At 52.0% G+C, this 24,338-nt stretch carries 20 protein-coding genes; 7 read left to right on the top strand and 13 right to left on the bottom strand.

Annotation, left to right across the window (positions count from 1 at the left end; translation table 11 throughout):
* Positions 1 to 167: 167 nt before the first annotated feature.
* A complete protein-coding gene (locus KB236_10855; GenBank protein ID UIF29003.1) occupies positions 168 to 2,105 on the bottom strand; it encodes an acetyltransferase in 1,938 nt (645 codons plus the stop codon).
* A gap of 478 nt (positions 2,106 to 2,583) precedes the next feature.
* On the opposite strand from KB236_10855, the gene add reads away from it, so the two are divergent.
* The 4 genes from add to KB236_10835 all read left to right on the top strand — a co-directional run bounded on the left by add (position 2,584) and on the right by KB236_10835 (position 7,767).
* Positions 2,584 to 3,621: an adenosine deaminase gene (add, locus tag KB236_10850; protein UIF29002.1), complete on the top strand. Its 1,038-nt coding sequence runs from the start codon at positions 2,584 to 2,586 to the stop codon at positions 3,619 to 3,621.
* Between the two features lie 77 nt (positions 3,622 to 3,698).
* A complete protein-coding gene (locus tag KB236_10845) occupies positions 3,699 to 4,523 on the top strand; it encodes a site-specific integrase (protein UIF29001.1) in 825 nt (274 codons plus the stop codon).
* Positions 4,524 to 4,589: 66 nt separating this feature from the next.
* A complete protein-coding gene (locus KB236_10840; protein ID UIF29000.1) occupies positions 4,590 to 5,444 on the top strand; it encodes a polysaccharide deacetylase family protein in 855 nt (284 codons plus the stop codon).
* A 604-nt stretch (positions 5,445 to 6,048) separates the two neighbouring features.
* Entirely contained in the window at positions 6,049 to 7,767 is a 1,719-nt protein-coding gene (locus KB236_10835) for a hypothetical protein (protein UIF28999.1), read from the top strand.
* A 260-nt stretch (positions 7,768 to 8,027) separates the two neighbouring features.
* Here the strand turns inward: KB236_10835 and KB236_10830 are convergent, their stop codons facing one another.
* The 7 genes from KB236_10830 to KB236_10800 form a co-directional block, all read right to left on the bottom strand.
* The gene (locus KB236_10830) at positions 8,028 to 9,035 is read right to left on the bottom strand and encodes an aldo/keto reductase (GenBank protein ID UIF28998.1); all 1,008 of its coding nucleotides are present in this window, start codon (positions 9,033 to 9,035) and stop codon (positions 8,028 to 8,030) included.
* A gap of 2 nt (positions 9,036 to 9,037) precedes the next feature.
* Positions 9,038 to 9,751 carry a carboxymuconolactone decarboxylase family protein gene (locus KB236_10825; protein ID UIF28997.1) on the bottom strand — a complete coding sequence of 238 codons (714 nt, stop codon included), beginning with the start codon at positions 9,749 to 9,751 and terminating at the stop codon, positions 9,038 to 9,040.
* A complete protein-coding gene (locus KB236_10820) occupies positions 9,748 to 10,668 on the bottom strand; it encodes an amidohydrolase family protein (GenBank protein ID UIF28996.1) in 921 nt (306 codons plus the stop codon). Before KB236_10820 ends, KB236_10825 begins: the two co-directional genes overlap by 4 nt.
* A 12-nt stretch (positions 10,669 to 10,680) precedes the next feature.
* Positions 10,681 to 11,322, bottom strand: a complete 642-nt coding sequence (locus KB236_10815) for an NAD(P)H-binding protein (protein ID UIF28995.1) — start codon at positions 11,320 to 11,322, stop codon at positions 10,681 to 10,683.
* Positions 11,323 to 11,348: 26 nt separating this feature from the next.
* Positions 11,349 to 11,726 carry a DUF2255 family protein gene (locus KB236_10810; GenBank protein ID UIF28994.1) on the bottom strand — a complete coding sequence of 126 codons (378 nt, stop codon included), beginning with the start codon at positions 11,724 to 11,726 and terminating at the stop codon, positions 11,349 to 11,351.
* Between the two features lie 681 nt (positions 11,727 to 12,407).
* Positions 12,408 to 12,779 (bottom strand): MerR family transcriptional regulator, encoded by a 372-nt coding sequence (locus KB236_10805; GenBank protein UIF28993.1) that lies wholly within the window; start codon positions 12,777 to 12,779, stop codon positions 12,408 to 12,410.
* Positions 12,780 to 12,830: 51 nt separating this feature from the next.
* Positions 12,831 to 13,211 carry a DUF2255 family protein gene (locus tag KB236_10800; GenBank protein ID UIF30361.1) on the bottom strand — a complete coding sequence of 127 codons (381 nt, stop codon included), beginning with the start codon at positions 13,209 to 13,211 and terminating at the stop codon, positions 12,831 to 12,833.
* Between the two features lie 181 nt (positions 13,212 to 13,392).
* On the opposite strand from KB236_10800, the gene KB236_10795 reads away from it, so the two are divergent.
* On the top strand, positions 13,393 to 14,274 hold the full coding sequence (locus KB236_10795; protein ID UIF28992.1) for a LysR family transcriptional regulator: 882 nt from the start codon (positions 13,393 to 13,395) through the stop codon (positions 14,272 to 14,274).
* A gap of 58 nt (positions 14,275 to 14,332) precedes the next feature.
* On the opposite strand, the gene KB236_10790 is transcribed toward KB236_10795, so the two are convergent.
* The 3 genes from KB236_10790 to KB236_10780 form a co-directional block, all read right to left on the bottom strand.
* A complete protein-coding gene (locus KB236_10790; protein ID UIF30360.1) occupies positions 14,333 to 14,554 on the bottom strand; it encodes a hypothetical protein in 222 nt (73 codons plus the stop codon).
* A 188-nt stretch (positions 14,555 to 14,742) separates the two neighbouring features.
* Entirely contained in the window at positions 14,743 to 15,588 is an 846-nt protein-coding gene (locus tag KB236_10785) for an aldo/keto reductase (protein UIF28991.1), read from the bottom strand.
* Positions 15,589 to 15,785: 197 nt separating this feature from the next.
* Complete coding sequence (locus KB236_10780) at positions 15,786 to 17,438, bottom strand: FAD-dependent oxidoreductase (GenBank protein ID UIF28990.1); 1,653 nt, start codon at positions 17,436 to 17,438, stop codon at positions 15,786 to 15,788.
* 252 nt (positions 17,439 to 17,690) lie between these two features.
* Between KB236_10780 and KB236_10775 the strand changes: the two genes are divergently transcribed.
* Together KB236_10775 and KB236_10770 are read left to right on the top strand one after the other, a co-directional pair.
* Positions 17,691 to 18,392 (top strand): ABC transporter ATP-binding protein, encoded by a 702-nt coding sequence (locus KB236_10775; GenBank protein UIF28989.1) that lies wholly within the window; start codon positions 17,691 to 17,693, stop codon positions 18,390 to 18,392.
* A gap of 9 nt (positions 18,393 to 18,401) precedes the next feature.
* The gene (locus KB236_10770) at positions 18,402 to 20,978 is read left to right on the top strand and encodes an ABC transporter permease (GenBank protein ID UIF28988.1); all 2,577 of its coding nucleotides are present in this window, start codon (positions 18,402 to 18,404) and stop codon (positions 20,976 to 20,978) included.
* A 97-nt stretch (positions 20,979 to 21,075) separates the two neighbouring features.
* Here the strand turns inward: KB236_10770 and KB236_10765 are convergent, their stop codons facing one another.
* Together KB236_10765 and KB236_10760 are read right to left on the bottom strand one after the other, a co-directional pair.
* Positions 21,076 to 22,500: a glycoside-pentoside-hexuronide (GPH):cation symporter gene (locus tag KB236_10765; GenBank protein UIF28987.1), complete on the bottom strand. Its 1,425-nt coding sequence runs from the start codon at positions 22,498 to 22,500 to the stop codon at positions 21,076 to 21,078.
* Positions 22,501 to 22,854: 354 nt separating this feature from the next.
* Complete coding sequence (locus KB236_10760; protein UIF28986.1) at positions 22,855 to 23,931, bottom strand: IS30 family transposase; 1,077 nt, start codon at positions 23,929 to 23,931, stop codon at positions 22,855 to 22,857.
* Between the last annotated feature and the right edge of the window lie 407 nt (positions 23,932 to 24,338).

Genomic DNA, 24,338 nt, shown 5'->3' with positions numbered 1-24,338 from the left:
TATTCGGTGGTGACAAATGAATCAGGTTGATGACCCTTTAAAGGGCTAATCGGCGATGCATTGGCGCACCGTCATACCGCTCACACCAGATTTCATGAATGACAAAACCACCCGCTATTTCTCACACAAACGTGCTAGAAATAGCGGGTGGTCAACGTCTAATCAGTTTACTTATTTTCCTTAGCGACTGCCTTGGCAATCAACGACGTGTAGTAGCGGTTTCCGTAGTCATTTGGATGGACATGATCACTGACAAACCACTTGGGCTGGTTCTTCGCCGCGGTGTACCAGTCAATCACGTGGACGTTGTGGTACTTGTCCGCCGTCTTATGAATCCGATTGTTGACGGAGTTCTGCCATTCACGCGTGGGCACGTGGGCCGTCACCCAGAAGATTTGGTGATCCGGGCCAATCGCGTGCACGATGTCATCGGCCTGTTCCGGCGTGACATAACCGTTCGTCCCGATATTAATCAGAACGTTCTTCGCCAGCTGGCCCTGCTGTGCCATCGCCGTGATGACGTCCTTCATGTCGGCCGCTTGTCGACCCACCTTACCGTTCACGATTGCGCCCGGAAAGACGTCCTGAAGGTCACCAGAATCATCCAGCAACACAGAGTCACCGATCGCCGTCAATGGCGTCTGCTTACTGCTCAACACCTCTTCTGGCGTTAAGAAATAGTGCTTGGACAACTTCTTATCCGCCGCTGACAGCTTGGAGAAGGCCACGGCTTTATCGTGTTTCTTCTTCGAAGCCGCCGCTGCTAAGGCCTTTTGTTTCTTGACCGCCGCCGCATTCTGCTTCTTCGTGGCCGCCTGTCGCGCCGTGATCGTCTTCTGCAGAGCCGTGGGTTTCGCCGCTGCCGGTTGTTGGACAAAGCCGACTGCCGTCAGGCCAAAGAGCACGGCCGCTACGACGCCAAACGTATTAACAAACCGGTGTGCCCGTGGCTGTTGCAGGTAACGCACGACATCGCCGGTCAATTGCCCGTAATGGTAATGCCGCATTGGATTTTCGATCCAGCGGTAACTCATTTCCGTAATCACCATGATAAGGGCCACTTCCACCAGCGCATTGAGCAACGGGTGATTGCCAATGTTCACCTTAGCCTCGTAGAAAATCATTACCGGAAATTGGTAGAGGTAAATTCCATAGCTGCGTTTCCCGACGTAACTGAAAACGGGATTCGTCAGAATTCGATTCATATCGCTTCCCGGATGGGCAACCGTCCCCACCAGAATGCCGGAGAGAACCGTGAACCAGAACATCCCGCCACGATACGTGCTCGTGGCCTGACCACTCATTGTAAAGAAGAGGTAAATCAAGGCCAGCAACGACAATCCCCCCAGCACATCGAGAGTCAACCGTTGATTACGCTGAATGTCCGCCTTTAATTTATGCGCCGGCCAAACGAAGGCCATCCCCGCACCAATCAGAATCGCAAACATCCGCGTGTCCGTCCCGTAGTAAACCCGGTTGGGATTATTCGGACTGTACAGCAACGCCATGGCCAAGGCCGAGGCCACCGCCACGGTCAGCAGAATCGCCAACCGCCGCGACTTATGCCGCACGAACAACAAGAGTCCCAGCACTACCAACGGCCAGACCAAGTAAAATTGCCCTTCGATCGACAGGGACCAGAGGTGAGTAAACGGCGACTCCCCGCTGAACCGGTCAAAGTACGATTGCCCGTGGTTGATCTCAAACCAGTTGTAGCCGTAGATTAGATTGGTCAGCACAGTCCCCCGAATATTGGCCAACAGGCTCCGCTGAAAGAGGGTAATGTACGCCGTCGTGCCTAAAATCATCGCGACCAGCGCCGGATACAGCCGCTTGACCCGGCGGCTGTAGAACCCCAGAACATCAATCTTACCCGAAACATCAAACTCCTGAATTAATAAATATGTAATTAAATACCCCGACACCACAAAGAAGATGGGCACACCCAAATATCCCCCTTGCAAGGTCGACGGCGCCAAATGGTAAATGATGACGCCCAGAACGGCCAGCGTCCGAATACCGTCAAAACCGGTAATGTAACGCCGTTTCCCCGCCCGTTGCTGCCGCAACCCCATGCGCGTCAGCTCCGTATTGAAATGATTCATTGCCATTACTCCTTCTCTTCTACGTTACCTTTGTCCCCCAAACTAAACATTTGAGCGCTTTCGCTATTTAATGTATTAACTTTTGTTTTAAAAATTATGGGCTCGCCACCCATGGATAACTTGTGAGGCGTGACTCGCCAATTGAATTAAATCAATTCTATAATGTTTATTCACCAGAAACAATGACTTTTACCTAAATTTTGAAATTGTAAAATTTGCAATCCATTCGTCATGAAAAAGCGCCATCAACCATTATGTTTACGCCTAATTTATGCACCGGTTTGTTCAGTGACTTACCTTTTACAATCGCAAACCGTGGGAACCCCCCACCCCGACCGCACACCTCAAGACTAAGCATCACCTCCGGCCGCTACTAGCACCGATTACGCGTCAAAATTATCCCCGGCGCAGTCGATTAGTTAAGCGCTATCATGGTATAATTAACGGAAGCACCATTATTCCAAAGGAGGACCTCACCATGTCTCAAGTTAACCCTTTTACCGCAGACGCTGTTCGTCAGTACCCCAAAGTTGAATTGCACTGCCACCTCGACGGGTCGATTTCGCTCCCCGCGCTCCGTAAAATGGCAGCCGTGACCGGTGCCGAGCTGCCAGCCAGCGACACGGCGCTCCGGACCTTGGTATCGGCACCCATCGACACCGTCAGTCTGATTGACTACTTAAAACGATTCCAAGTCGTTACCGATCTCATGCAGACCCCGGAACAACTCCGGATCGCTGGCTACGACATGGTTCAGACCGCCGCTCAGGACGGTTTGATTTACTTAGAAACACGGTTTGCCCCTGCCATCTTCACTGCCAAGGGCTTATCCATCCGCGATGCCATTGCGGCAACGCTAGACGGCCTGCACGCGGGGACTCAGGCATTCGGTGTGCCGGTCAACGCCATCATCTGTGCGATGCGTGATCGGCCGCTGGACGAGTGTATCGAGGTCTTCCGAACCGCCGCTGAGTTCAAGGATCAGGGGGTGGTCGGCTTGGACTTCGCCGGCGATGAATACAATCATCCGACGATCGACCTGGTCGACGCCATCCGTGCCGGACAAGCGACGGGTCTGCCCTTTACCCTTCACGCGGGCGAGGCAGGGCCCGTCGACAACGTGGTCGTAGCCCTGACCATGGGCGCCAAACGCATTGGTCACGGTGTCCACATGAGTGGCTTTCCAGCTGCCATCGCGCAAACGAAGGAAGCCGGCGCCACCATTGAGATTTGTCCGACCAGTAACATCCAGACTAAGGCCGTTCAGAGCTGGGCGGACTTTCCCCTCTCGGAATTTCTCAGTGCCGGCCTGAAAGTCACCGTAAACACCGATGATCGGACCGTGTCCAACGTCACGTTGACCGATGAATTCGTCACACTACGTAAGCAATTCGGCCTGAACTGGTCACTACTGGAGCGCCTGACGCTCAACGCCATCGATGCCGCCTTTATCAACGAAGACCAAAAAGAACAACTACGTCAAAAAGTCCGGGCCGCGCAAACGACCTCGGCTTAACCGCTCGAATGCCACGACTTAACGGTTGTGGTTGATTGTCTAAGTTAACGTAATTTTTAGCAAAGGAAGTGTTGCCCATGACTCAATCCTATCCCTATCAAGACGCCTTCAACCGAACGCTCCGCCAGCGATCTATGGCCCAGGCGACCCAGGATGAATACAACGCCACGCTGACAGACTTTTTTAAATACCTGGAGAACTTCAACCCCACCTATCAACGCGACCACCGCGTGAATCAGCTCCAAACACCCGATGTCGAGCAGTACCTGGCCATGCTGGTGGACGCGCGGCAAATTCAAAATCAAACCTATAATAAGGTGTTATCTCACCTCAACGTGTATTTTAAATTTCTCTTCTCCCACCACTGGACACCTTACCTCCCCACCCTCGATCTGAAGAGTAAGCCCAAGCAGGCCCCTCAGCCGCTGAATTACCGCTGGGTCGATGACCTCGACCAACTGCTGGCTGACGGCCGGCTCCACGTTTACACCCGGCTGACCCTCTTATTGGTGGCACAGGGCTATCCGGTTCAGGCCTTCCTGCAACCTCATTTCACGGCCAAGCTGGACCCGCACGACTGGTCTCCCGCCGCGCAGCGCTTTTTGACGGAACTCCGCGCCTTTTTGGCACCGCTCCAACAACGCTTCCAGTCCAATGACTGGTTCTTGAAGCAACGGGCGGCGGCCGATCCCCACTTAACATTGCCCGGCCTACACAAGTACTTGAAACCCGACGAGGCGGTCGTTGGGTTCGCTCTGAGCCCGACCGTGCTGTACCAAGGTTATTTAGTTAACTATCTCCGGCGACACCCCCAGATGTCCGACCGCGAAGCGATTGCGGCGCTCCACCTCGAACCCGATTCCATCGATTATTACCGGCGTTTGGCCCAACGCGCGGACTAAATACGTGCCGTCAAGCACTGAACCCCCTATACTAAACAGTAAACGAACAAACTGGGGGAATTAGTGATGAAGAGAAAATGGTGGCTCTTGGGGGGCTGTCTGGCCTTAATTGCGCTACTAGCGGGCGGCTTTGTGTGGAGCCAATCACGACCGAATACGACCAGTCGGCCGGCACGCCACAACCGGATTCAACGACAGGACGCGTCATCCACGGCCATTAAAGAGGTCAAGGCAACCCCGTGGATCAAGTTGAAGCAACCATTGAAGTTGCCGATTTTGATGTACCACAGCATTTCTAGCGGCAATCAACTGCGGGTGCCCAAGCAACAATTCGCGGCGGAGATGGCCTATCTGAAGCAACATCATTACCGGACGCTGACCACGGCCGAGGCCATCCGTGCGTTAACCACCAACACCGTCCCGCAGAAAAAAATCGTCTGGATCACGCTCGATGATGCCTACAAGGACAACTTGACGAATGGGTTACCCGTTCTGAAGAAGTACAACCTCCACGCAACCATTAACGTCATCACGGGATTTACGCACAAAAGTAATCACCTTTCTCTCGCCCAAATGAAGCAGATGAAGGCGTCCGGTCACGTGGACTTTGCCAGCCATACGGTACAACACCTGAACCTCAACGCGCTGACGACCGCCCAACAGAAACAGGAGCTGGTCAAATCCAAGCAGTGGCTCGACACCCAGATCGACCAACATACGGCAATGCTCTGCTATCCGGCGGGGCGGGCCAACGCCACCACCCATCGCTTGGCTAAGCAAAGTGGCTACCAGATTGCATTGACCACCCAAGAGGGCTTCGCCACGATGCAGCAGGGGCGCTATAACCTCTCGCGTCTGCGGATTACACCCGGCATGACCACGGCCACCTTCGCCGATCTGATTGTCGTGACAAACCACTGACAGTTACTTTTTCTATAATTAATCGCTAAAATGTAGCGATTAATTATAGAAATGTAAGCGTTTCCTATTGTGCCATCTCGGCATCCAGCGTACAATGAAGGTAATTAGAAGTCGCGTGGATTCGAGGAGGTCTTTCAAATGGGGAGCGTCGCAACATTAGTCACCTGGTCATTCATGATTGTTTTAATCGGAGCAGAGATTGTGCGGGGCATTTTCATGTTTAAGCGTTAGTACCGCACCTCGATAATTGAAAAGTTTGGGGACCAGCCGTTGGCGCTGGTCTTTTTTCTTGTTCGGGCACCCCCACAGCGCCGGAATGCCTAGTAGCCGCAGGTGATGATGACCAGTTTAATGGCGATAATCTCTGCCGGCTGGTTGCCGGCGCATCTTCTCTACACAGTCACTGAACCAGCTATTTTTTAAAAGCGCTGTCACTTTCCGTCCCGGATTTCTTCGTTCCCCTTTAGTCGCCTGGATAAATAGGGTAAACTAGAGGAGGTTATTATTTTTTACATACATTGGTGCGCCAGGTTAACGGCTTATGTTAACCGTTCAGCGTAACCAGTCGCTATTTCTCTAGACATAATTGGAAAGGGTTTATCTCATGTTACTAGTTGCTTTCTTCTGTACGCTATCCGCCTTCATCATGGCGATTATGGGCATCGTGCAACGCCCCCAAAACCTTCGCTTACTGGCGGGCATCTACATTGTCTACTACCTCATCGCCATCGGAGTGGTTTTCGTCATTCTTCCCAGCAAGGCGCTCTTTAGCTTAATCATCATGAACGTCATCAGCGGGGTGCTGTACCTGCCGTTTCTGGCTCTCAGCAGTCCCAACGTTGAGGTGGAAAATGGCGATAAGCATCCCCGCGTGCGCAGCCGTAATAAAGGCTTAAACGTGGCCGCGGGGCTACTCGCCTTACTCTTCGTGGTCAGTTTATTTGGGGCCGCACAGACCAAGTTTGGCGTCAAACCGGTCTACAATTCCTTGAAAATCAAGACGATGAAGACCGCGCCCCTCTTAGACAAGGACGCCACGCCCATCGCCATCGCACCCAAGACCGTCCGTAACAAAATGAACAAGGCCATGAGTGCCGTGCCGAACACCTCCTACTACAAGCTAGGAGCCTTGCAGACACAGGTCGTCAAGGGCAAGACCGTTTACATCGCACCGGTGGAGTTCGACGGTTTCTGGCGCTGGCAACGGGCCAGACAGTCTCCCGGTTACTTCATGATTGACGCCACCAACGTCAATGCCGAACCGCATTTTATCAAACAATCCATGAAATACACACCCAGTGCCTACCTCTTTGAAGACGCACAACGGGTAATCTACAACCGCTTCCCTGGCTGGGTTCAGGAAGGCCAACCGCAGCTCGAAATCAAGGACTCCGGCGAACCTTACTTCATCCAAACCGTCTACAAGGCGCGGGGGGTCTCCAGTCGGATTAACTACAAGAGTCTACATGTCGTCGTCCTCAACGCTAAGACGGGGGATACCCAGCTCTACACGGCCGCCGGCGCACCAAAGTTTATTAACGAATCAATTGCTTCCTCGACTGCCGCCGAGATGAACGAAATCTTCGGTTGGTACGGCAACGGTTACTTCAACGCCCACTTCAACAAGACAGGCGTCAAGGACCCTAACAGTAACGGGACTGAAGATGGTGTAACGCCCGTCGTCGATAAGCACGGCAACATTTCCTACTTCAATGACTTCACCTCGCCGAAGACCAGCGCTGACTCAACCATGGGTTACTCCATGATTAACGCCCGGACGGGGACGCTGACCTACTACACCGGGAAGAACATCGGGGTCATGGACAGTGACGGTGCCAAGAAGATTGCCGAAAAGGAATATGTCGCCCAGAAATGGTCGGCTACCATGCCGATCATGTACAACATCGACGGCACGCCAACTTGGGTCGTTTCGCTGTTAGACTCCACCGGGGCCTTCCGGAGTTACGCCTACATCAAGGCCGCCGATCAGAGTGTGAAGGCTTACGCCACTACGGCCACTCAGGCGCTCGACCAATACCGGGTTCAGCTTGCCACGGTCGGCTCAACGGCTAGTTCCACCACCAACTCCAAGACGGTTAAGCTCAAGGGCACCGTGGAACGGGTTGTGGTAATTCCAAACGGCGACAACCAAAACGTGTTATTTGCGGTCAAAGGCAACGACACTCTCTGGACGGTCGGAACCGCCGACTACCCGAAGGCCGTGCTGATGAAGACCGGTGACCAAGTCAAACTGACTGGTCGGGTCAACGAATCGGCTAAGACCGGGACGGTTGAGTCGTATGTGAACCAGACGTTTAAATAAGTTCACGCTGAATAACTGGCACGATAAGGAACTTATCACGATGACTTTCAAAAACGGTGTCTCCAATATGGGGGCACCGTTTTTACGTCTTACCGTATTCCTTTATCACTTCTTTGTTCGGCGCTAATCAATAAACAGATCATGTATGATAGCCGCGAATTCCATGACGATGTCCTACTCCCAGTCTTAGTTAAACATCCGCCAACAAAACCGGTGGCGCTCCGTTCGCGGGGTGACACCGGTTTTCTAATCTCTTTAACTTAACGTTGATAATCCGTCTGACTCACTGTGAACGGACCCACGACTTCATGCGGCCGGTAAGGCGTCTCCAGATACTGCACATCAGCCGCCGTCAAGTGAACGTCCAACGCTTTGACCGCCCCCTGCAGATGCTCGGGTTTTGTCGCGCCGATAATCGGTGCCGTGACCGTGGGTTCCTGCAACAACCAGGCCAACGCAATCTGCACGCGATCCACGCCGTATTTCTCGGCCAGTTCGCCCACACGGTGAATAATCGGCATATCCAACGACTGACTCTCATCGTACTTCGACCGCGCCACGTCATCGGTCGCATAGCGCTTGGTGTTGCCGGCCCAATCCCGGGTCAACCGACCAGAAGCTAGCGGACTGTACGGGGTCACCGCAATGCCCTGATCGGCACATAGCGGCAACATCTCCCGTTCTTCCTCGCGGTACAACAGGTTCAGGTGATTCTGCATCGATACGAACTTGGTCCACCCGTGCTGTTCGGCCACGGCCTGGGCCTTTTCGAATTGCCAGGCAAACATCGCCGAGGCACCGATGTAACGGACCTTCCCCGACTTCACCACATCGTTTAGCGCCGACATGGTCTCTTCAATCGGTGTGTTGTAGTCCCAGCGGTGAATGACGTACAGATCGACGTAGTCCGTTTGCAGGCGTTTTAAGCTTTGGTCAATTTGCGAGAAGATGGCCTTACGCGACAGGCCCGCCACGTTGGGGGCCTTTTCCGGCGTGAAGAAGACCTTCGTGGCCAGCACGATCTCATCGCGGTTGGCTAACTTTTTCAATGCCTGTCCTACAAACCGTTCGCTATCGCCGTGCGAGTAAATGTTCGCCGTATCGAAGAAGTTGATACCGAGATCCAACGCTTGCTTAATCACCTGCTCGCTCTGTTCTTCGCCAACCGCCCAGGGAAACATCCCCGTCGACGCATTACCGAAGCCCATCGTGCCTAGGCACAACCGAGAGACATCCAGCCCCGTGTTGCCAAATTTTACATAATCCATACTTACGCTTCCTTCTGATTGTTTAACTCGACGGCCGCCGCGTGAATCCGCTGCACACTGTTAATCACCAGCGGAAACCCGACATATGGCAAGAGTTGGAGCGCCGACCAAATCAACCGTTCCTCACTGTTTCCCGCCTTCAGGCTTCCGCGTGCGTGGGCTTTAATCTGAAAGTCCACGTTGAGCGTGATTAATGCCATGAGCTCGTAACGTTCCCGCTGAGCGACCGTTAAACCAGCGCGACCGTAGTAATCCTCAAAAAAATGTTGCGTCAGCCAAGCCGGCAGATCGTTACCCGCATTGGCCGGTAAACCATGCAGTAACGTTTTAATTTCCGTCCCGTACAAGCGTTGCTGGACCGTCGCACCGACCTCATCGGCCGTAGATGGTGTTGGCTGTGCGGCCGGTAAGACCGTGTGCATGGCCCTTAATGCGTCCTGCACCTTGGGTAAACCCACGACCGGCACCAATTGATACACGGCTTCCAACATCTGTTGCGCAGAAATGCCCTGTTGCAAGGCCAGCTTGACCTGTTGGGGAATCAATTGTGGTGTATGTTGCACCGTTAACGTAACGATGGCAATGACGCTGGCCTCACCCGGTTCGATGGCCTCCGGCGCCGTTGTCACGGCCGTCATGAGACGACCAACGATGTGTGCCAGATCCGGATCATCGGGTAACCACGCCTGCAATCGCTGTTCATTTTCTATCGTCATTTGTTCATCGCTCCCATCAATCGGTGCCAATTATCGTGTAAGATGGCTTGTTTCTGAACCGGTGTCAGGGCCATGTCTTGGACGGCTTGTTCAATTACTGCGGTCGGTCCCACTGGTGGAATACCGAAGGGCGAATCCGTTCCGAACAACACATGGTCGACACCGAAGAAGCTGGCCGCCAGATCCAACGCTTGGGGATTGCCCAGAATCGCCGTATCCACGTAAAATTTCTGAAAGTCAGCGTAGTCCTCGGCCGACTGAATGTACTTGATGCGTTGGCTGAAGTACGGCACCATCGCACCGGCATGGTGGACGATCACCTTGAGTCGCGGATACTTGCGGAAATATTTCGCCGCAACAATGCCATACATAGCTTGGGTCAACTCGTACTCCCAGCTAAACGTCAGATTATTATCCGTCTTATGGGTATCGAAGACCGGGTGGAGCCAAATTGGCGCGCCAATTTCCGCCAGCTTGGCGAAGATTGGTTCGTACGTCGGGTCCGTAATCGGCCGCCCCAACGCCTGCGTAAACAGTTGCACGCCGACCAGCGCATCGCTATGGGCCACCTGTTCGTCGATAATTTCCAACGCGGCGGGCACATTGTTCAACGGTAACATGGCCACACCGACCGGAAAAACATCCCGATTGGCGCGAACCAGTTCGGCGAGTTCAGCATTGCCAAAACGGCACAGTGCCGCCGCTTGATCAGCGTCCACGAAATCTTCCGGATTGAGGTTCACCAGCGAGAGAATCTGTTGGTGATCCGCGGATAATGACGCGCGGTGCTGGGCCAGATCCGTCAGTAAGGCATTCTTCATGTACGGAAATTGATCCAAAATCTGAGGGTGAACGGCGTTCATTTTCGCTAAAAACTTCGGTGGTAAGACGTGCGCAAATACATCAATAACGGTCATTGTCCACACTCCTTAGATCCAGCTGGGCTGATCGCCGGCGGTACCGGCCTTGTCCAACCCGATGCTGGCATTCTGATAGGTGTCCTGATGAGTGATGACCTTCAAGGTGAAGTCAGCCACGCTCTTACGTGAGACCTCGGTGCCTTGGAAGTCCTCGCCCAGTTGCGTTTCTTCGTAGTCCACCTCATCGTTATCGGTCAGCCAAGCCGGTCGAATCTCGGTGTAGGTGAGCCCGGAATCGGCTACCAACTGCGCCGTCTTGCGGAAGCCCGGTAGAAAGGCCGCAATGGCTTGTTCGTTCCATTCGCCGAACTTACCCGGAACCTCGTGATGGGCACCCAGCGCACTGATGTACACGAAGCGTTGTGTGTTGGTCTGCTTCATGGCCGTCAGGACGCTCTGCGTTTGATCGGCTAAGTCCGGGCCACCCAAGTTAGAGTAGACCAGATCGGTTCCGGTCATCTGCTTGGCGACTAGGGCCGTATCCTTAACGTCCCCATCGACCAGCGTGACCCGGGGATTATCCGCATACCGGTTCAACCGCGCGGCATCCCGTAGAAATAACGTCAGTTCTACCTGTGTTTCATTTAATAAACGGTCCGTCAAGAGCTGGGCCATGGCGCCATGCGCGCCAACAATCATAATTTTAGTCATTCGTTGATTTCCTCCAAATTTAGTGATTACTTCAAATCCAACCGCACCGTCGCGCTAATTGGACCAGCGGTTAACATTGGTGGTAAGTAGGGACTGCCAGCGTATTTGGCCGCATAAGCCTGATTAATCGCCGTCGTCAACGCATCGTCGGTTGTCACGGGGACGTAAGCGACATCGAAGTCCTGATCGGCTAGGTGAATGCGCCCGGCTCCCTGCGACTTGGCGGCTTGATACCACCGCGAGTGTGGCCCGTTCCATGCCCGAACATAGAGATGTTGACCCACGACAACCGACCAGATCCAGGTCGGTGTCCCGTACGTTTTCCCGTCTTCGTAAAAGGGCGAGACCCGCATGTCATCTGCGGTAGTAAAGGCTTTGAGTTGTGCTGTCGTCCATGCTTTCATATGATACACTCCCTTGATTTATTTCTGAGATAGTCAAACACCATTTTAATCTTTTACTGAAGGTTTAAAGCTAGAAAACAGCTAGAATCCGCGGTGTAACAAGGATAACACCCACTACAATAGGGTAATCACGTGCTGGCCGCCTTACCGTTCGCCAAATTTGGTCTGGATCGCTGTGGGCAGGACGGGCCAAGCCAAAGGACGGTCTTGTCCCTCGCTTTGAGCCGTCAGCCCGCGTCTCAAAGACGCCAGTTTCCACGGCTGAGACCAAATTTGACTCACTCACGGCTACGTGAGGAGTATCCAATAGCCCAACATGGTCACTCAAGCGATGTCACCGCACGTTCAGTGGTCTTCAACCATCGTAACCGGAGGCAGCCAGAGATGGAGGCAGCCGTGACAGCGGTGTTAGCTGACGTTCTGGGTCAGCTTACAGCGCGGGACGTGTTTGGAGACTGACGCGATCTTGGTCAGGCTTCAAACCGAGCCGGAGGACCGCTTTTTAGGCCGCAGGCGGTCCCCACAGCGCCGGAATCTCTGGCAGCCGCAGGTGGTATCGATGACTAGTTTAATGGCGATAAGCCTTGCCAGCTGGAGACTGGCGCGTGTTCGCGAACTTTCAACTTTCACTTAAAAATTGTAGGTTGTGCGCGCATTTCCAATTGCTAATAACGCTACCCTTTAGCGCGTACCATTGCCAACGAGCGCTTGCTTGGGCGTGGCCAGAGTCGCGATCTTATCATCGAGGTGACCCAGAGACGTTTGGAGACGGTCAATCTCGTGGCGTAATTCGGTGGCGCGCGTTTGGAGAAGTTGTTGCCGCACGCGTTCCGTATTCGCCGCTCCTTCTAGTGCCAACAACTGTTTAATCTCTGCCAATTTGACCCCGCAATCGCGTAGCGTCAGGACCTCTCGCAACTGGGCAATGTCTCCCGGTGTGTAGTCCCGAATACCACTCACCCGCGTGACCGGCGCAATCACCCCGATCTGTTCGTAATACCGCAACGTCCAGGCACTGGTCTGTAGTTGCCGTGCCGCCTCGTTAATTTTCATCCTGCCCCCGCCTTTCATGGTCACTGCCTGCTGATTAACTGACTGTTTCGCTTAACCCTCACTGGGCTGGATCTCGAGTGTCGCCGCTTGCGGCCCCGCCTGTACCATCAATAGAACATAAATGCTGTCCGCGTATTTCTGACGATAGGCGCGATCGATCTGAGTCGTCAGCGGTGAATCGACGGCTACCGGTACAAACTTAATTTTAAAGTTCTGCCCGTCTAGATACATCCGGCCGCCACGTTGACGCACCGCGGACTGGTACCATGATGAACGCTGACCGTGCCAGGCACGTACGTACAAGCGGCCATCAACCACCACGGACCAGATCCACGTTGGCGTACCGTAAGTCCGACCGTCGCTATAAAATGGCGAGATGCGCAGATCGTCAGCCGTCGCAAACGCTCGTAAACGTTGGGCTGTCCACGTCATCATTGCCAACGTCCTGCCGCCCGCCAAGTGTTCTTCGTTAAGATACTCCACTGATAACTTCGCAATTGCCTGACTTCCTTTCCGTCTATCTTCACTCCCTATCTTATGGCTTGACTTTCGTTATGTCGAATGCTTAGATTAAATTAAAATCTATGCATTCTAGTTATAGGAGATGGCTACCATGGAATTACGGGTCCTGCGTTACTTCTTGATGATCGTTCAGGAAAAAAACATCAGTAAGGCGTCCGCTCGCCTGCACGTGTCACAGCCTACCGTATCACGCCAGCTAAAGGAGCTGGAGGAAGAACTCGGCACGACGCTCTTTGAACGAGGAAACCGGACGATTCAGCTCACCACTGACGGCGAGTATTTTGCCAACCAGGCTCGGCAGATTCTTTCCCTCACCGATAAAACCCTGGCCAACATTCACCAGGAGAAAGACATCAGTGGGTCCGTCTACGTGGGAAGTGCCGAAGCCCGCAGTATGCTCACCGTTGCTCAGGCGATCGGCCACCTCAATCAACGCCATCCCCACGTTCAGATCAACCTCGTCAGCATGGACGCCGCTGACATTCATCAGCACCTGACCTCCGGCGTCTTTGACTTCGGCGTGGTCATGGAACCCATCGACAAGCACGACTACGACTTTATCCGGCTTCCCGGCGAGAGTCGTTGGGGGCTATTGGTTAAAAATACCGATCCCCTAGCCCGTCAAACCACGGTTAGTCTGGCAGATGTCGCGCAAACTCGACTCATTGTACCGCAACAAGGTGGCACTGCCCGGATCCACGACCTCTTTGGTTTCGAGCAGGCTGATCTCAACGTCGTGGCCACTTACAATCTGCTCTATAACGCTTCCCTGCTAGTGTCGGCGGGCGTCGGCAACGCCTTGGGATTGGACGGAATCATCAACACCAACCAATCCGATCTAACTTTTGTTCCACTAAGTCCGCGAATTTCATCGGGGTCTAGCTTCGTTTGGCTCAAGGGCCAACGGTTATCCGCCGCGGCTCAGGCGTTGTTGGCCCAGCTTCAGGATGAACTGACGCTTGCTGAAAATTAACCCCTTAGACCGCGTGCCCCGTCGGATTCGTGGTCTTTTTGCTCTCCCGCTAATTTTCTTACACAGTTTCCTTCACGCGCCGCAGTATCTTGGCCGGCGTTCCCACGACTACCATATTGGCAGGAACGTCCTTCGTGACCACGGCACCGGCCCCCACGATGGCGTTCTCGCCAACCGTCACGCCCGGTAAGATGAGCGCACCGGCGCCAACCCACGCATTCTTCTCAATGTGCACAGTCTGAGCTTGCACGTCTCGGCGCGGTGCGTAGGCATAATAAATACTTGTTTCAAATAACCTGATATACTCTTAAAACAGATCAACTCACTCTGACTCAGGCAACCGGCCTCTACTTACTACTAATGTAAAAAAATGTGATTTTGTTGCACGTTTCGCCCAAATTTTTCAAAAAAAGACGGTGACCGCCGCCAAAGCACGATCACCGTCTCCTCGCTATTCTGTTGGATTCTCTAGTCCCCCACTGGATGCCAACCATTCGGATCGGATAATCGATCTAGAAAGGCCATGTCCTTAGGGTTAATCTCAAAATCAAGTGCCGTGTTCGCTTGAACGTGGGCCATGGAACGGCCCTTAGGTAGCGGTGCCACGCCCTTTTGTACGATATAGCGCAGAGCCAACTGGGGAATGGAGACCCCGTAGTTACCGGCCACACGTTCCAACTCAGGGCTATCCACCAAACCACCGGTAGCCAGCGGCGAGTAAGCTTGCACCGTAATCTGGTGGGCTTCAGCCGTCTTCACAATCGACTCTTGGGTGTGACCAACGTAGTATTGAATCTGATCAACGGCGGGCGTCACCGTCAGGCCATCCCAAGTTAACAAGTTTTCCAGGTCGTGGGAGTTGAAGTTGGAAACGCCCACTGACTTAGCCCGACCGCTGTCATAAATGTCCTGCATGGCCCGCCAAACGTCGCGGTTCTCGGCGTCATGGTTAGAGCCCATTTGCATCCACGGCCACGGCGCATGGATGATGTAAGAATCGACATAATCCAGATTCAGAGCGGTTAAGCTACTCTCAAAGTCCGCCATGGCGGCATCGTAGGACTTGGATTCGGCCGGTAATTTGGTCTGGACAAAGACCTCCTCGCGCGCCACATCGCTATCACGCAGGGCCTCACCTACACTCTGTTCATTGTTGTAGGCCTTGGCCGTATCAATGAAGCGGTAACCGGCCTTGAGGGCATTGCTGACGGCATCGTAAGTTTCCTTACCTGGCCGCGTCTGCCAGGTGCCGAAACCGACCTTGGGCATCTTCAACCCGTTATTCAGCGTAAATGTATCCGTAATTGTTGGCATCGTCATTCCTCCATCTTTTAAGTGATGGATTCATCATAGTCCCTTAGACCTACTCGAAGGCAAGCAACTTATTGGGATTTTGAACAAAAACACCTTTAACGTCATCACAAGTCACGCTGACCGCTCCTCACCACAGGTGACAATACGTGACTCCGTGAATGGTCATAGCCCTGTTAGCTGGAAATTATTTTCAATCTTTAGTCATACACCAAGTCCTGCGGCCGGACGGCGTGGTACAAGGCGAAGGCGCCGTCCAGATTAACCACGGTGAAGCCGTGCTGCCGAAGAAGGCGCTCCGCAATATAGCTCCGTTGCCCGCTGAAACAACTGACCACATAGGGTTGTTGTTTATCCAGCTCACCCAATCGATCACGCAATTGGTTCAACGGAATATTCAGACTCTGCTTAAATTGTCCATCGCTTAATTCGTCGGGATCCCGCACATCCAATAGCCGCCATCCTGCCGCCAACCGTTCCGGGAGTTCCGACCACTGAATGGTTCGGCTCAACCCCTCCGCGACGTTCATGGCTGCATAGCCCAACATATTGACGGGGTCCTTTGCTGAGCCAAACGGTGGCGCATAGGTCAGTTCCAATTCTGGTAAGTCCGTAATCGTCAAGCCACCCTTAATGGCCGTGGCCAGAACATCGAGGCGTTTATCCACGCCCTGCGCGCCAATTCCCTGAGCACCGTAAATTTTACCGGAGTCCGGGTTGAAAATTAATTTCAACGTCATTGGCGTACCACCAGGAAAATAGCCGGCGTGGCTGTTCCCACGAACGTGAACGACCCGATACTTAAGCTTTAGCTGTTTGACCTGGCGTTCGTTGAGCCCCGTGGCCGCGGCAACGAGCTTAAAGACGCGGACGATGGCCGTTCCAATGCTCCCACGGTTCGGGTGCTTCAGACCACAGAGATTATCCGCCACCTGACGACCCTGCCGGTTAGCCGGCGATGCCAGTGCAATCAAGGTATCTTGACCATTGAGCTGTTGCTTGACGACGATGGCATCCCCCACCGCATAAATATCAGGATCACTGGTTTGGTAATGGTCGTTAACGACGATTCCCCCCTTCAAGCCCAAGGTTAATCCGGCCGCCTGGGCCAATTGACTGGCTGGCCGAACGCCCACAGCCATAATGGTCAGATCCGTTGCCAAACGCGTGCCATCCGCCAATACCGCCGTTTGACCGTCGTCTTCTAGTGCCGTTAGCCCTTGATTGGTGATGACGTCAACGCCATTTTGGCTGAGTTCCGCCTGGACAAAGGCCGCCATCTCGGGATCTAGCGGTGGTAAGACGTGATCAGATTGTTCCACCACCGTGACGGCCAAACCGCTTAGGCGCAGATTCTCGGCCACTTCCAGCCCGATGAAGCCGCCACCTACCACCAGTACGCGGCGGACCCGGTCGTTTTGTAATTCGGCCATAATCCGGTCGAGATCGGGAATATTGCGCAAAGCATAGACCCGATTGGCCGGCGTCACTCCCGGTAAATTAGGCATAATTGGCTGCGCACCCGGTGATAAAATCAGCTTATCGTAAGATTCCCGTTTCTCCTGACCAGCGTGGCGAACAACCACCACGTGCTCGGCCGGTAAAATCCGTGTCACCTCATGATTGGGCCGCACGTCTAGGTTGAACCGCTGCTGCAAGGCCGCCGCAGTCTGCACGACAAGGTCAGACCGTTCACTAATTTCTCCGGATAGGTAAAACGGCAACCCGCAGTTGGCAAACGAGACGTACGGTCCCTTCTCGAAAATCACAATTTCAGCGTTCTCATCTAACCGTCGCAGCCGGGTCGCGGCCGACATCCCGCCGGCTACACCACCAATAATGACGACTTTCATCTGCAAAACATCCTTTCCTGCTAGTTAAGCACTTCATGCGCCCAGTATACCCAACTGCAGGGGATTTACAAGCGAATTGAAATCGGTTTCCGTTGCGTCGATTCGCGTTTCCGCCTACAATTAACTTAAGCGGATAGGGATCGCCGCTAGAAAAACCACCTTTTTCCAACTACCCACCGCATTTTAACGGCGAGACAACCAATTGTCAGTTATCGACCAGGAACAAAATTTAAAATAAGGAGTCTCAACTGTATGGCTTACATAGAAGTTATCAAGGAAACCCGCCAATTTACCCAGGGTGACCAAATTACCGTTGCCAATCGAGACATTTCTTTTAGCGTGGAACAAGGCGAGATTGTCACCATCCTTGGTCCCAGTGGCGCCGGCAAATCCACACTACTCAACATTCTCGGAGGCATGGACAGCCCCACTAGCGGACAGGTTCTGATCGACGGCCAAGATATTGCCCAATTGAATACCAAGCAGTTAACCACCTACCGCCGTCAGGATGTCGGCTTCGTCTTTCAATTTTACAACCTCGTCCCCAACCTTACCGCCAGAGAAAACGTCGAACTGGCCTCGCAAATTACCGCAGACGCGCACGATGTCAATGAAACCTTGGGGTTAGTTGGCTTGACCGATCGCGCGGCTAACTTTCCCGCCCAACTCTCCGGTGGCGAACAACAGCGGGTCGCCATTGCCCGGGCCATCGCCAAGAACCCTAAGCTCCTGTTGTGCGATGAACCCACGGGTGCTCTGGATTATCAAACCGGAAAACAGGTTCTGCAGGTCATCCAAGACGGGGCCCAGCGAACCAATATGACCGTGATTATTGTTACCCACAACAGCGCCATTGCCAAAATGGGCGACCAAGTCATTCACATCAGCGATGCTCAGGTTCAATCGGCACGACACAATCCGCATCCCACGCCGGTTGCCGAGATTGAATGGTAGGTGACGCGAATGACAGCGAGTTATTTTAAAGCCATTTTTCGTGAAATTCGGCGTTCCAAAGCCCGGTTTCTCTCAATCATGCTGATTATTTTTCTCGGCGTGGCCTTCTACACCGGGATTCGGGCCACCGGACCAGACATGTTACAGGCCGCCGATGACTACTACGCCCAACAAAAGCTAGCCACCAATAGTGTGCAGTCCACGGCGGGGCTGACAAAGCAAGATCTAGCCGTCCTTCATCGCCATCGCAATCAGGTAGCCTATCAAGCCGTTAAATACGTGGACATCAATCAACTCAACAACAATCAGACTGTCCGGGTGGCCGAGATACCAGATAAACAGCGGGTCAATCGGCTGACCATGGTCAGTGGTCGCTTACCCCACAAGGCCAATGAAATGGTGCTCGACCAACAAGCACGAACCGTTCAGCCGCACTTGAAGTTGGGATCGACCTACCGGATTGCCACGACCCAGAAACTCAACCGCACCTTCAATCGACGAACATTCAAGGTCGTGGGCTTCGTCAACTCGCCGCGCTACATTGAAAAGACGACCCGTGGTGTGACGACCGTCGGCAAGGGGACGTTGGATTATTTCGCATTGGTTAAACCCGGTACCTTGACGCAACGGGTGGCCAGTCGCCTAGATATTCAATTCAAGAACCTCGCGCAAGTCACCCCCTACTCGGCGACATACAAGCGCCTAAATAAAACCAATACCACCAAGCTCAAGACCTGGTTCAAGCCGCGCGCAGCCCAACGACAGGCCCAGCTCAAGCGCCAGGCGACCGCGCAACTGGCGCCCAAGCGCGCCCAAGTTAAGCAATTGGCGCAACAGCTCCCGGCTGAGTCACCGATTCTGATCGGTGCACAGAAGCAAATGCGCCAGGCCCAAGCTAAGATTGCTGCCATCGGCCAACCAACCTATCTGTACACCGGACGGGCGGCCAATCCCGGCTACAGCGAATACCACGAGAATACACAGCGGGTGGTCGCATTGTCCACGGTCTTTCCCCTCTTCTTCATCGCCATCGCCGCACTGATCTGTCTGACGACCATGACGCGCATGGTCGCCGAGCTACGCATTCAAATGGGGACACTCAAAGCTCTCGGCTACAGCAATCTCGCCATCGGCAGTGAGTTTATGATTTACGGTGGTCTTGCGAGTTTGCTGGGAACCTTACTAGGCGTCGGCTTTGGTGTCAACTTTTTCCCTCGATTCATCGCCCAAGCCTATGGGAGTATGTACAACCTCCCCGCCATCAACGTTCAGTATCTCTGGGGCGATATTATCATTGCCCTCATCATCGCGTTAGCCTGCACCATGGGAAGCGCGGCCATCGTCTTGCGAGTTGACCTGCACAGTAGTCCCACTATCTTAATGCAGCCCAAGGCCCCCAAGGCCGGCAAAACACTGTGGCTCGAACACTGGCACGGTCTCTGGCGGCGGTTAAGCTTCAACCACAAGGTGACGTTGCGAAATCTCTTTCGTTATAAGCAACGCCTGTTGATGACCGTCCTCGGAATTGCCGGTTGTATGGCCATGATGATCACCGGCTTTGGCCTCAAGGATTCCATCGGTGATATCAGCGTCAAACAGTTCAATCAACTCTGGCATTACGACGCAATTGTCGTGCGTAATGGCACCCAGACTTCGGCGCAACGACGCGCCCTTCACCGGCAGCCGCTGTATCAGGATGACTTGGTGCTCAAGCAGTCTCAGGTCACTGTTGAACGAACCGGTGTCGCCAACCAAACGGCCACGTTGAGCGTGCCGCAACATCCGCGCCAGCTCAAGAAGTTCGTCGTTCTCCGACAGCGCCAGAGCCACCGAGCCTATTCCCTCAACAATCACGGCGCGATTATCGATGAAAAATTAGCCAAGTTGTACCACGTTAAGGTGGGGGATCAGTTACCCGTGAAACTCGGCAATCACCGGGCCAAAAACGTTCGCGTGACTGCGATTGCGGAGAACTACGTCAATCACTTCATCTACATGTCACCACATGACTACCACCAAGTCTTTGACCACAAGGCCGTCTACAACGGCAACTTGGTGCAGTTCACCCATCACGGTAAGCGGGCTCAAAACCAATTTGCCAGTGACTTGCTCAAGACCAAAGGCATGCTGAACGTCACACTGCTCAGTACGGAGAAACAGAACAACTTCCAGATGCTGGATACCATGGACCTGGTCGTCATCATCTTCGTGGTCGCGGCCGGAGCGCTGGCGCTGGTGGTTCTGTACAACCTTACCAACATCAACGTTTCCGAACGAATTCGGGAGCTATCCACCATCAAGGTGCTGGGCTTCTATGATCGCGAAGTGACGATGTACATCTTTAGGGAAAACCTGATTCTGACCGTCATGGGCATTCTGCTCGGCTGCTTCATGGGCGATTGGCTTCACAGCTATATTCTCAATACGGCGGAAACGGATAGCCTGATGTTCTCGCCAGGCATTCACCCGCTCAGCTATGTCTACTCGGCCGCGCTAACGCTGGCTTTCAGCCTACTAGTGATGTGGCTGATGCACCGCAAGCTGAAGCGAATTAATATGCTGGATGCGTTGAAATCGGTGGATTAAACCTTTACTATTCCACACAAAAGGAGTTGCTCTTATCATTCATGTTGATGATAAGAGCAACTCCTTTTAGATTTACCTACATTTTAGATCGTGTCTTTTACTTAGCTTCTTCTTCCTCTTCAGCGTTTTCAGAGTGAATTTCAGCTAACTTAGCAGCGTTGGCGTTAACGCGCTTCTTACTCAATGGGTAGAAGAACAGTAAGACCAAACCAGCTAATAACAGGCAGAAGGTTGGCACACCAGTTGCCAAGGTGTAAATGTGATTAACAACGGTCGTGGTCTGTTCAGCACCACCACCAGTTGAAGACTTGTAACCAATAAAGGTCAACATAAATCCACCGAAACCACCGGCGATCGCTTGGGCTACCTTACGAGCAAATGAGTTAACTCCGTAAACAACCCCATCTTCACGAACACCCGTTAAGACTTCGTGATTATCAATAACATCGGTGATGAAGGCCCAGACCATCAGGTTGAAGACCCCGGCACCTAAGGAACCGAAGAACAACATAACCAGGTAGAAGCCGGCGCTTTGTGTCCGCGTAACCATTAAGATTCCGTAGATAGCGGCACCAATGAATAAGGCCACGATAGAACATTCCTTACGACCAAACGTCCGCGTCATCCAGTTACTGAATGGGGCCAACAGAATAACCGTCGCAAAGTTGAAGACCAACGCAATACTTAAGGCTTTAGTATCCTTGAAGTAATCGTTGAACAGGTACGTTAATAACGTCCCGGATAAGTTTTGGTTGATAACGATTAAGATATCAACCAGAACCAAGACAACTAAGGCCTTGTTTTCAAACAAACCTTTGACCAAGCGTGATAATGGCACCTTTTCAGACTTTTCAGTCCGCACACGTTCAGTAGTCAAGGCTGTCGTTAACGTGTAGCAAGCCCAGGCGATGATGGCACAGCCAACAACAACCCAGAAGAAACGGCTCCCAGAAATCTTTTGGGAAGCGCCTACATAAATGATTAATGGCAAAACGTAACTCGTCAATGCACTCCCGACGGCAGAACCAATTGCCCGGAAAGTGGACAATGAAGTTTTGTCGTTAGGGTCACCACTAATGGCAGAAGCCATAGACCCATAAGGGATGTTAACGGAGGAGTAGAAGATCCCCCATGATAAGTACGTGATGAAGACGTAAGCCAACCGAGCTGGCATTGCCCAGTCTTTAACAATTGGCACGAATGTCAAAATAAAGGCGATCATCAGTGGGTACTTCATCCGGTTCATCCAAGGTTGGAATCGCCCACTCTTATGTAACTTACTATTATCGACAAACCGACCAACCATAATATCCGCAAAAGCATCAACGAACCGAGCGGTTAAGAACAAAATCCCAACTTGAGCCCCGGTTAACCCCAGGACGTTGGTGTAGAAAATCATTAAGAACGAGTTGATAACGTTGAATGAGAAGTTATTCCCAATATCACCAAACATATAACCGATACGGTCTTTTATATTAAAAGGCTGCGCGTCGATGGTAATGGTTTTTTGTGTTTTATCCAATTTTCCTGACACTTCCTAAAATATATAGTCTAAACGAGCAAAATAAGAGCAAAACTGAACGCTGTTGGGTCATCCTAGCTAGGGTATTTCCGGTAACGCTCCCTTGCAACTAATATACAAGTTAGGTTCAGCGTACCACGTGTAGAAATCGCTTTCAACCTCAAATTAAAAGATTTATGAGATCTGGTAGCCAATTCGCTACCAATTAATCAAGTCAAAAGCATTGCTATAACAGCATTCAGAGTGACCTTGTGATTTCCCGTAAATTTCAAAACGCAAATTGCAAGTGCAAGTTAGCCAGCGCAGGCGAAGACAGCTGGCGGAAAGGTTTCAGTGAGTTTCAATTGAAGAAAGCTAAGCAGTATGAGCCTTGCGAGCACGCTTGACTTCTCTTTCAAAAGCTTCGGCTGGTGTTTTGAACTTTAAAATTCGCCGAGGCAGGTTGTTCAGATGCGATTGAGCAATCTGAACTTGGCTTGGAGTGGCAATGTCGAGTGATTGCCCCTTGGGAAAATAGCGACGAAGCATCCGATTATGAACTTCATTAGTGCCTCGTTCTGAAGATGTGTACGGGTGGGCAAAATAAGTGTCAGCTATGCCATTCAGTGCAGTCTCTAAGGTCGTAAACTCAGTACCATTATCTGCCGTCACGGTCTTGATAATATCACCATATTGATTAACAATATTTCGCAATGCATACGATACTGAATCTGCGTCTTTACCCTCAATCAAGCAGACTATTTCAAAGCGTGTTTTACGCTCTGTGAAAGTCAACAAGACGCTCTGGCTACCATTACGCTCACCAACAACGGTATCAATTTCAAAATGTCCAAACTCATGACGGTTATTGACCTTCTTGGGGCGTTCATCAATACTTTTAGAACCGGCCAGCCGTTTAACTTTCGTTGTTTTATGATGAGCCATTCGGCGTCTTACTTTCTCCACAAGATCGATATTGCGGATCTCCAATAATTGTGCATCAATATAGTTGTACAGTGTCTTCGCACAAATCATCTTATGAGGTGAAAATAAACGGTGCTTTTTAGCATATCCTACCGTTGCGTCGGGTGACCAGTGCTCCGTGTGAAACTTGTCATCAAAGTAGGCTAGGAAGTCGGTGACTTGCTTAAACTTTAATGGACGTCTACTATTGGACCGGTTCTCCTCATAGCGAGCCTGAGCTGCTTCAGGACAATAAACCTTAAGGTAGTGCTTCTCTCCGTTAATCTTCTTAACCTGCTTAATAGTGCCACGAGAAAGCTCATTATTAATGGTTTGATGACTAACACCGATAATAGATGCAATCTGGCGTGCAGAATGGCCTTCGGAGTGTAGAGAAGCAATCATTCCACGTTCAATTTGAGTTAAGTGGTGACCCTTTTGACGATTTGTGGTAAGCTGTTGTTGCGTCAAGACGAAAACCTCTCTCATTGTTTAGTGTTGGAACTTCAATGATACCTGATTTTTCGTCTTGGTGTCTTTTTTTGACCATTTTTTGATCAATCAACATGGGTGGCTAACTTGATTATAAAATTCGCGGTAAATTTCAAAATAAAAATGTTGGCGTTTTCACTAAAAACCAAGAAATTGCGGTTTTTTCGTTCTGATATACCACCTAAACAAATTTAAGTAACATTTTTACTGATAGCGATCACATATTTACTAAACTTATCGCAACGCCGTTTGTGCTCATTTTGGTCTTATCAAAATTGCACAATTTTACTACATTTATTAGCTGATTTACACAGCTCCAGGCCATTCATTTGGCAAACAACTTATTGGATGGCCCGTTTCCGACTCTAAATCACCTCCTGGCTATATTCACGCATCGGCTTCCT

It is taken from the genome of Levilactobacillus brevis, assembly GCA_021383565.1.
Classification (GTDB): Bacteria; Bacillota; Bacilli; order Lactobacillales; family Lactobacillaceae; genus Levilactobacillus; species Levilactobacillus brevis_B.
The sequence above is the reverse complement of the archived record's forward strand: the minus strand, read 5'-3'. Positions and strand labels throughout refer to the sequence as shown.

What these genes read in the sequence shown, in the direction of transcription:
- KB236_10855 (UIF29003.1), bottom strand. Translation starts at nt 2,105, where the DNA reads ATGAATCATTTCAATACGGAGCTGACGCGCATGGGGTTGCGGCAGCAA.
- add (UIF29002.1), top strand. Translation starts at nt 2,584, where the DNA reads ATGTCTCAAGTTAACCCTTTTACCGCAGACGCTGTTCGTCAGTACCCC.
- KB236_10845 (UIF29001.1), top strand. Translation starts at nt 3,699, where the DNA reads ATGACTCAATCCTATCCCTATCAAGACGCCTTCAACCGAACGCTCCGC.
- KB236_10840 (UIF29000.1), top strand. Translation starts at nt 4,590, where the DNA reads ATGAAGAGAAAATGGTGGCTCTTGGGGGGCTGTCTGGCCTTAATTGCG.
- KB236_10835 (UIF28999.1), top strand. Translation starts at nt 6,049, where the DNA reads ATGTTACTAGTTGCTTTCTTCTGTACGCTATCCGCCTTCATCATGGCG.
- KB236_10830 (UIF28998.1), bottom strand. Translation starts at nt 9,035, where the DNA reads ATGGATTATGTAAAATTTGGCAACACGGGGCTGGATGTCTCTCGGTTG.
- KB236_10825 (UIF28997.1), bottom strand. Translation starts at nt 9,751, where the DNA reads ATGACGATAGAAAATGAACAGCGATTGCAGGCGTGGTTACCCGATGAT.
- KB236_10820 (UIF28996.1), bottom strand. Translation starts at nt 10,668, where the DNA reads ATGACCGTTATTGATGTATTTGCGCACGTCTTACCACCGAAGTTTTTA.
- KB236_10815 (UIF28995.1), bottom strand. Translation starts at nt 11,322, where the DNA reads ATGACTAAAATTATGATTGTTGGCGCGCATGGCGCCATGGCCCAGCTC.
- KB236_10810 (UIF28994.1), bottom strand. Translation starts at nt 11,726, where the DNA reads ATGAAAGCATGGACGACAGCACAACTCAAAGCCTTTACTACCGCAGAT.
- KB236_10805 (UIF28993.1), bottom strand. Translation starts at nt 12,779, where the DNA reads ATGAAAATTAACGAGGCGGCACGGCAACTACAGACCAGTGCCTGGACG.
- KB236_10800 (UIF30361.1), bottom strand. Translation starts at nt 13,211, where the DNA reads ATGACGTGGACAGCCCAACGTTTACGAGCGTTTGCGACGGCTGACGAT.
- KB236_10795 (UIF28992.1), top strand. Translation starts at nt 13,393, where the DNA reads ATGGAATTACGGGTCCTGCGTTACTTCTTGATGATCGTTCAGGAAAAA.
- KB236_10785 (UIF28991.1), bottom strand. Translation starts at nt 15,588, where the DNA reads ATGCCAACAATTACGGATACATTTACGCTGAATAACGGGTTGAAGATG.
- KB236_10780 (UIF28990.1), bottom strand. Translation starts at nt 17,438, where the DNA reads ATGAAAGTCGTCATTATTGGTGGTGTAGCCGGCGGGATGTCGGCCGCG.
- KB236_10775 (UIF28989.1), top strand. Translation starts at nt 17,691, where the DNA reads ATGGCTTACATAGAAGTTATCAAGGAAACCCGCCAATTTACCCAGGGT.
- KB236_10770 (UIF28988.1), top strand. Translation starts at nt 18,402, where the DNA reads ATGACAGCGAGTTATTTTAAAGCCATTTTTCGTGAAATTCGGCGTTCC.
- KB236_10760 (UIF28986.1), bottom strand. Translation starts at nt 23,931, where the DNA reads ATGAGAGAGGTTTTCGTCTTGACGCAACAACAGCTTACCACAAATCGT.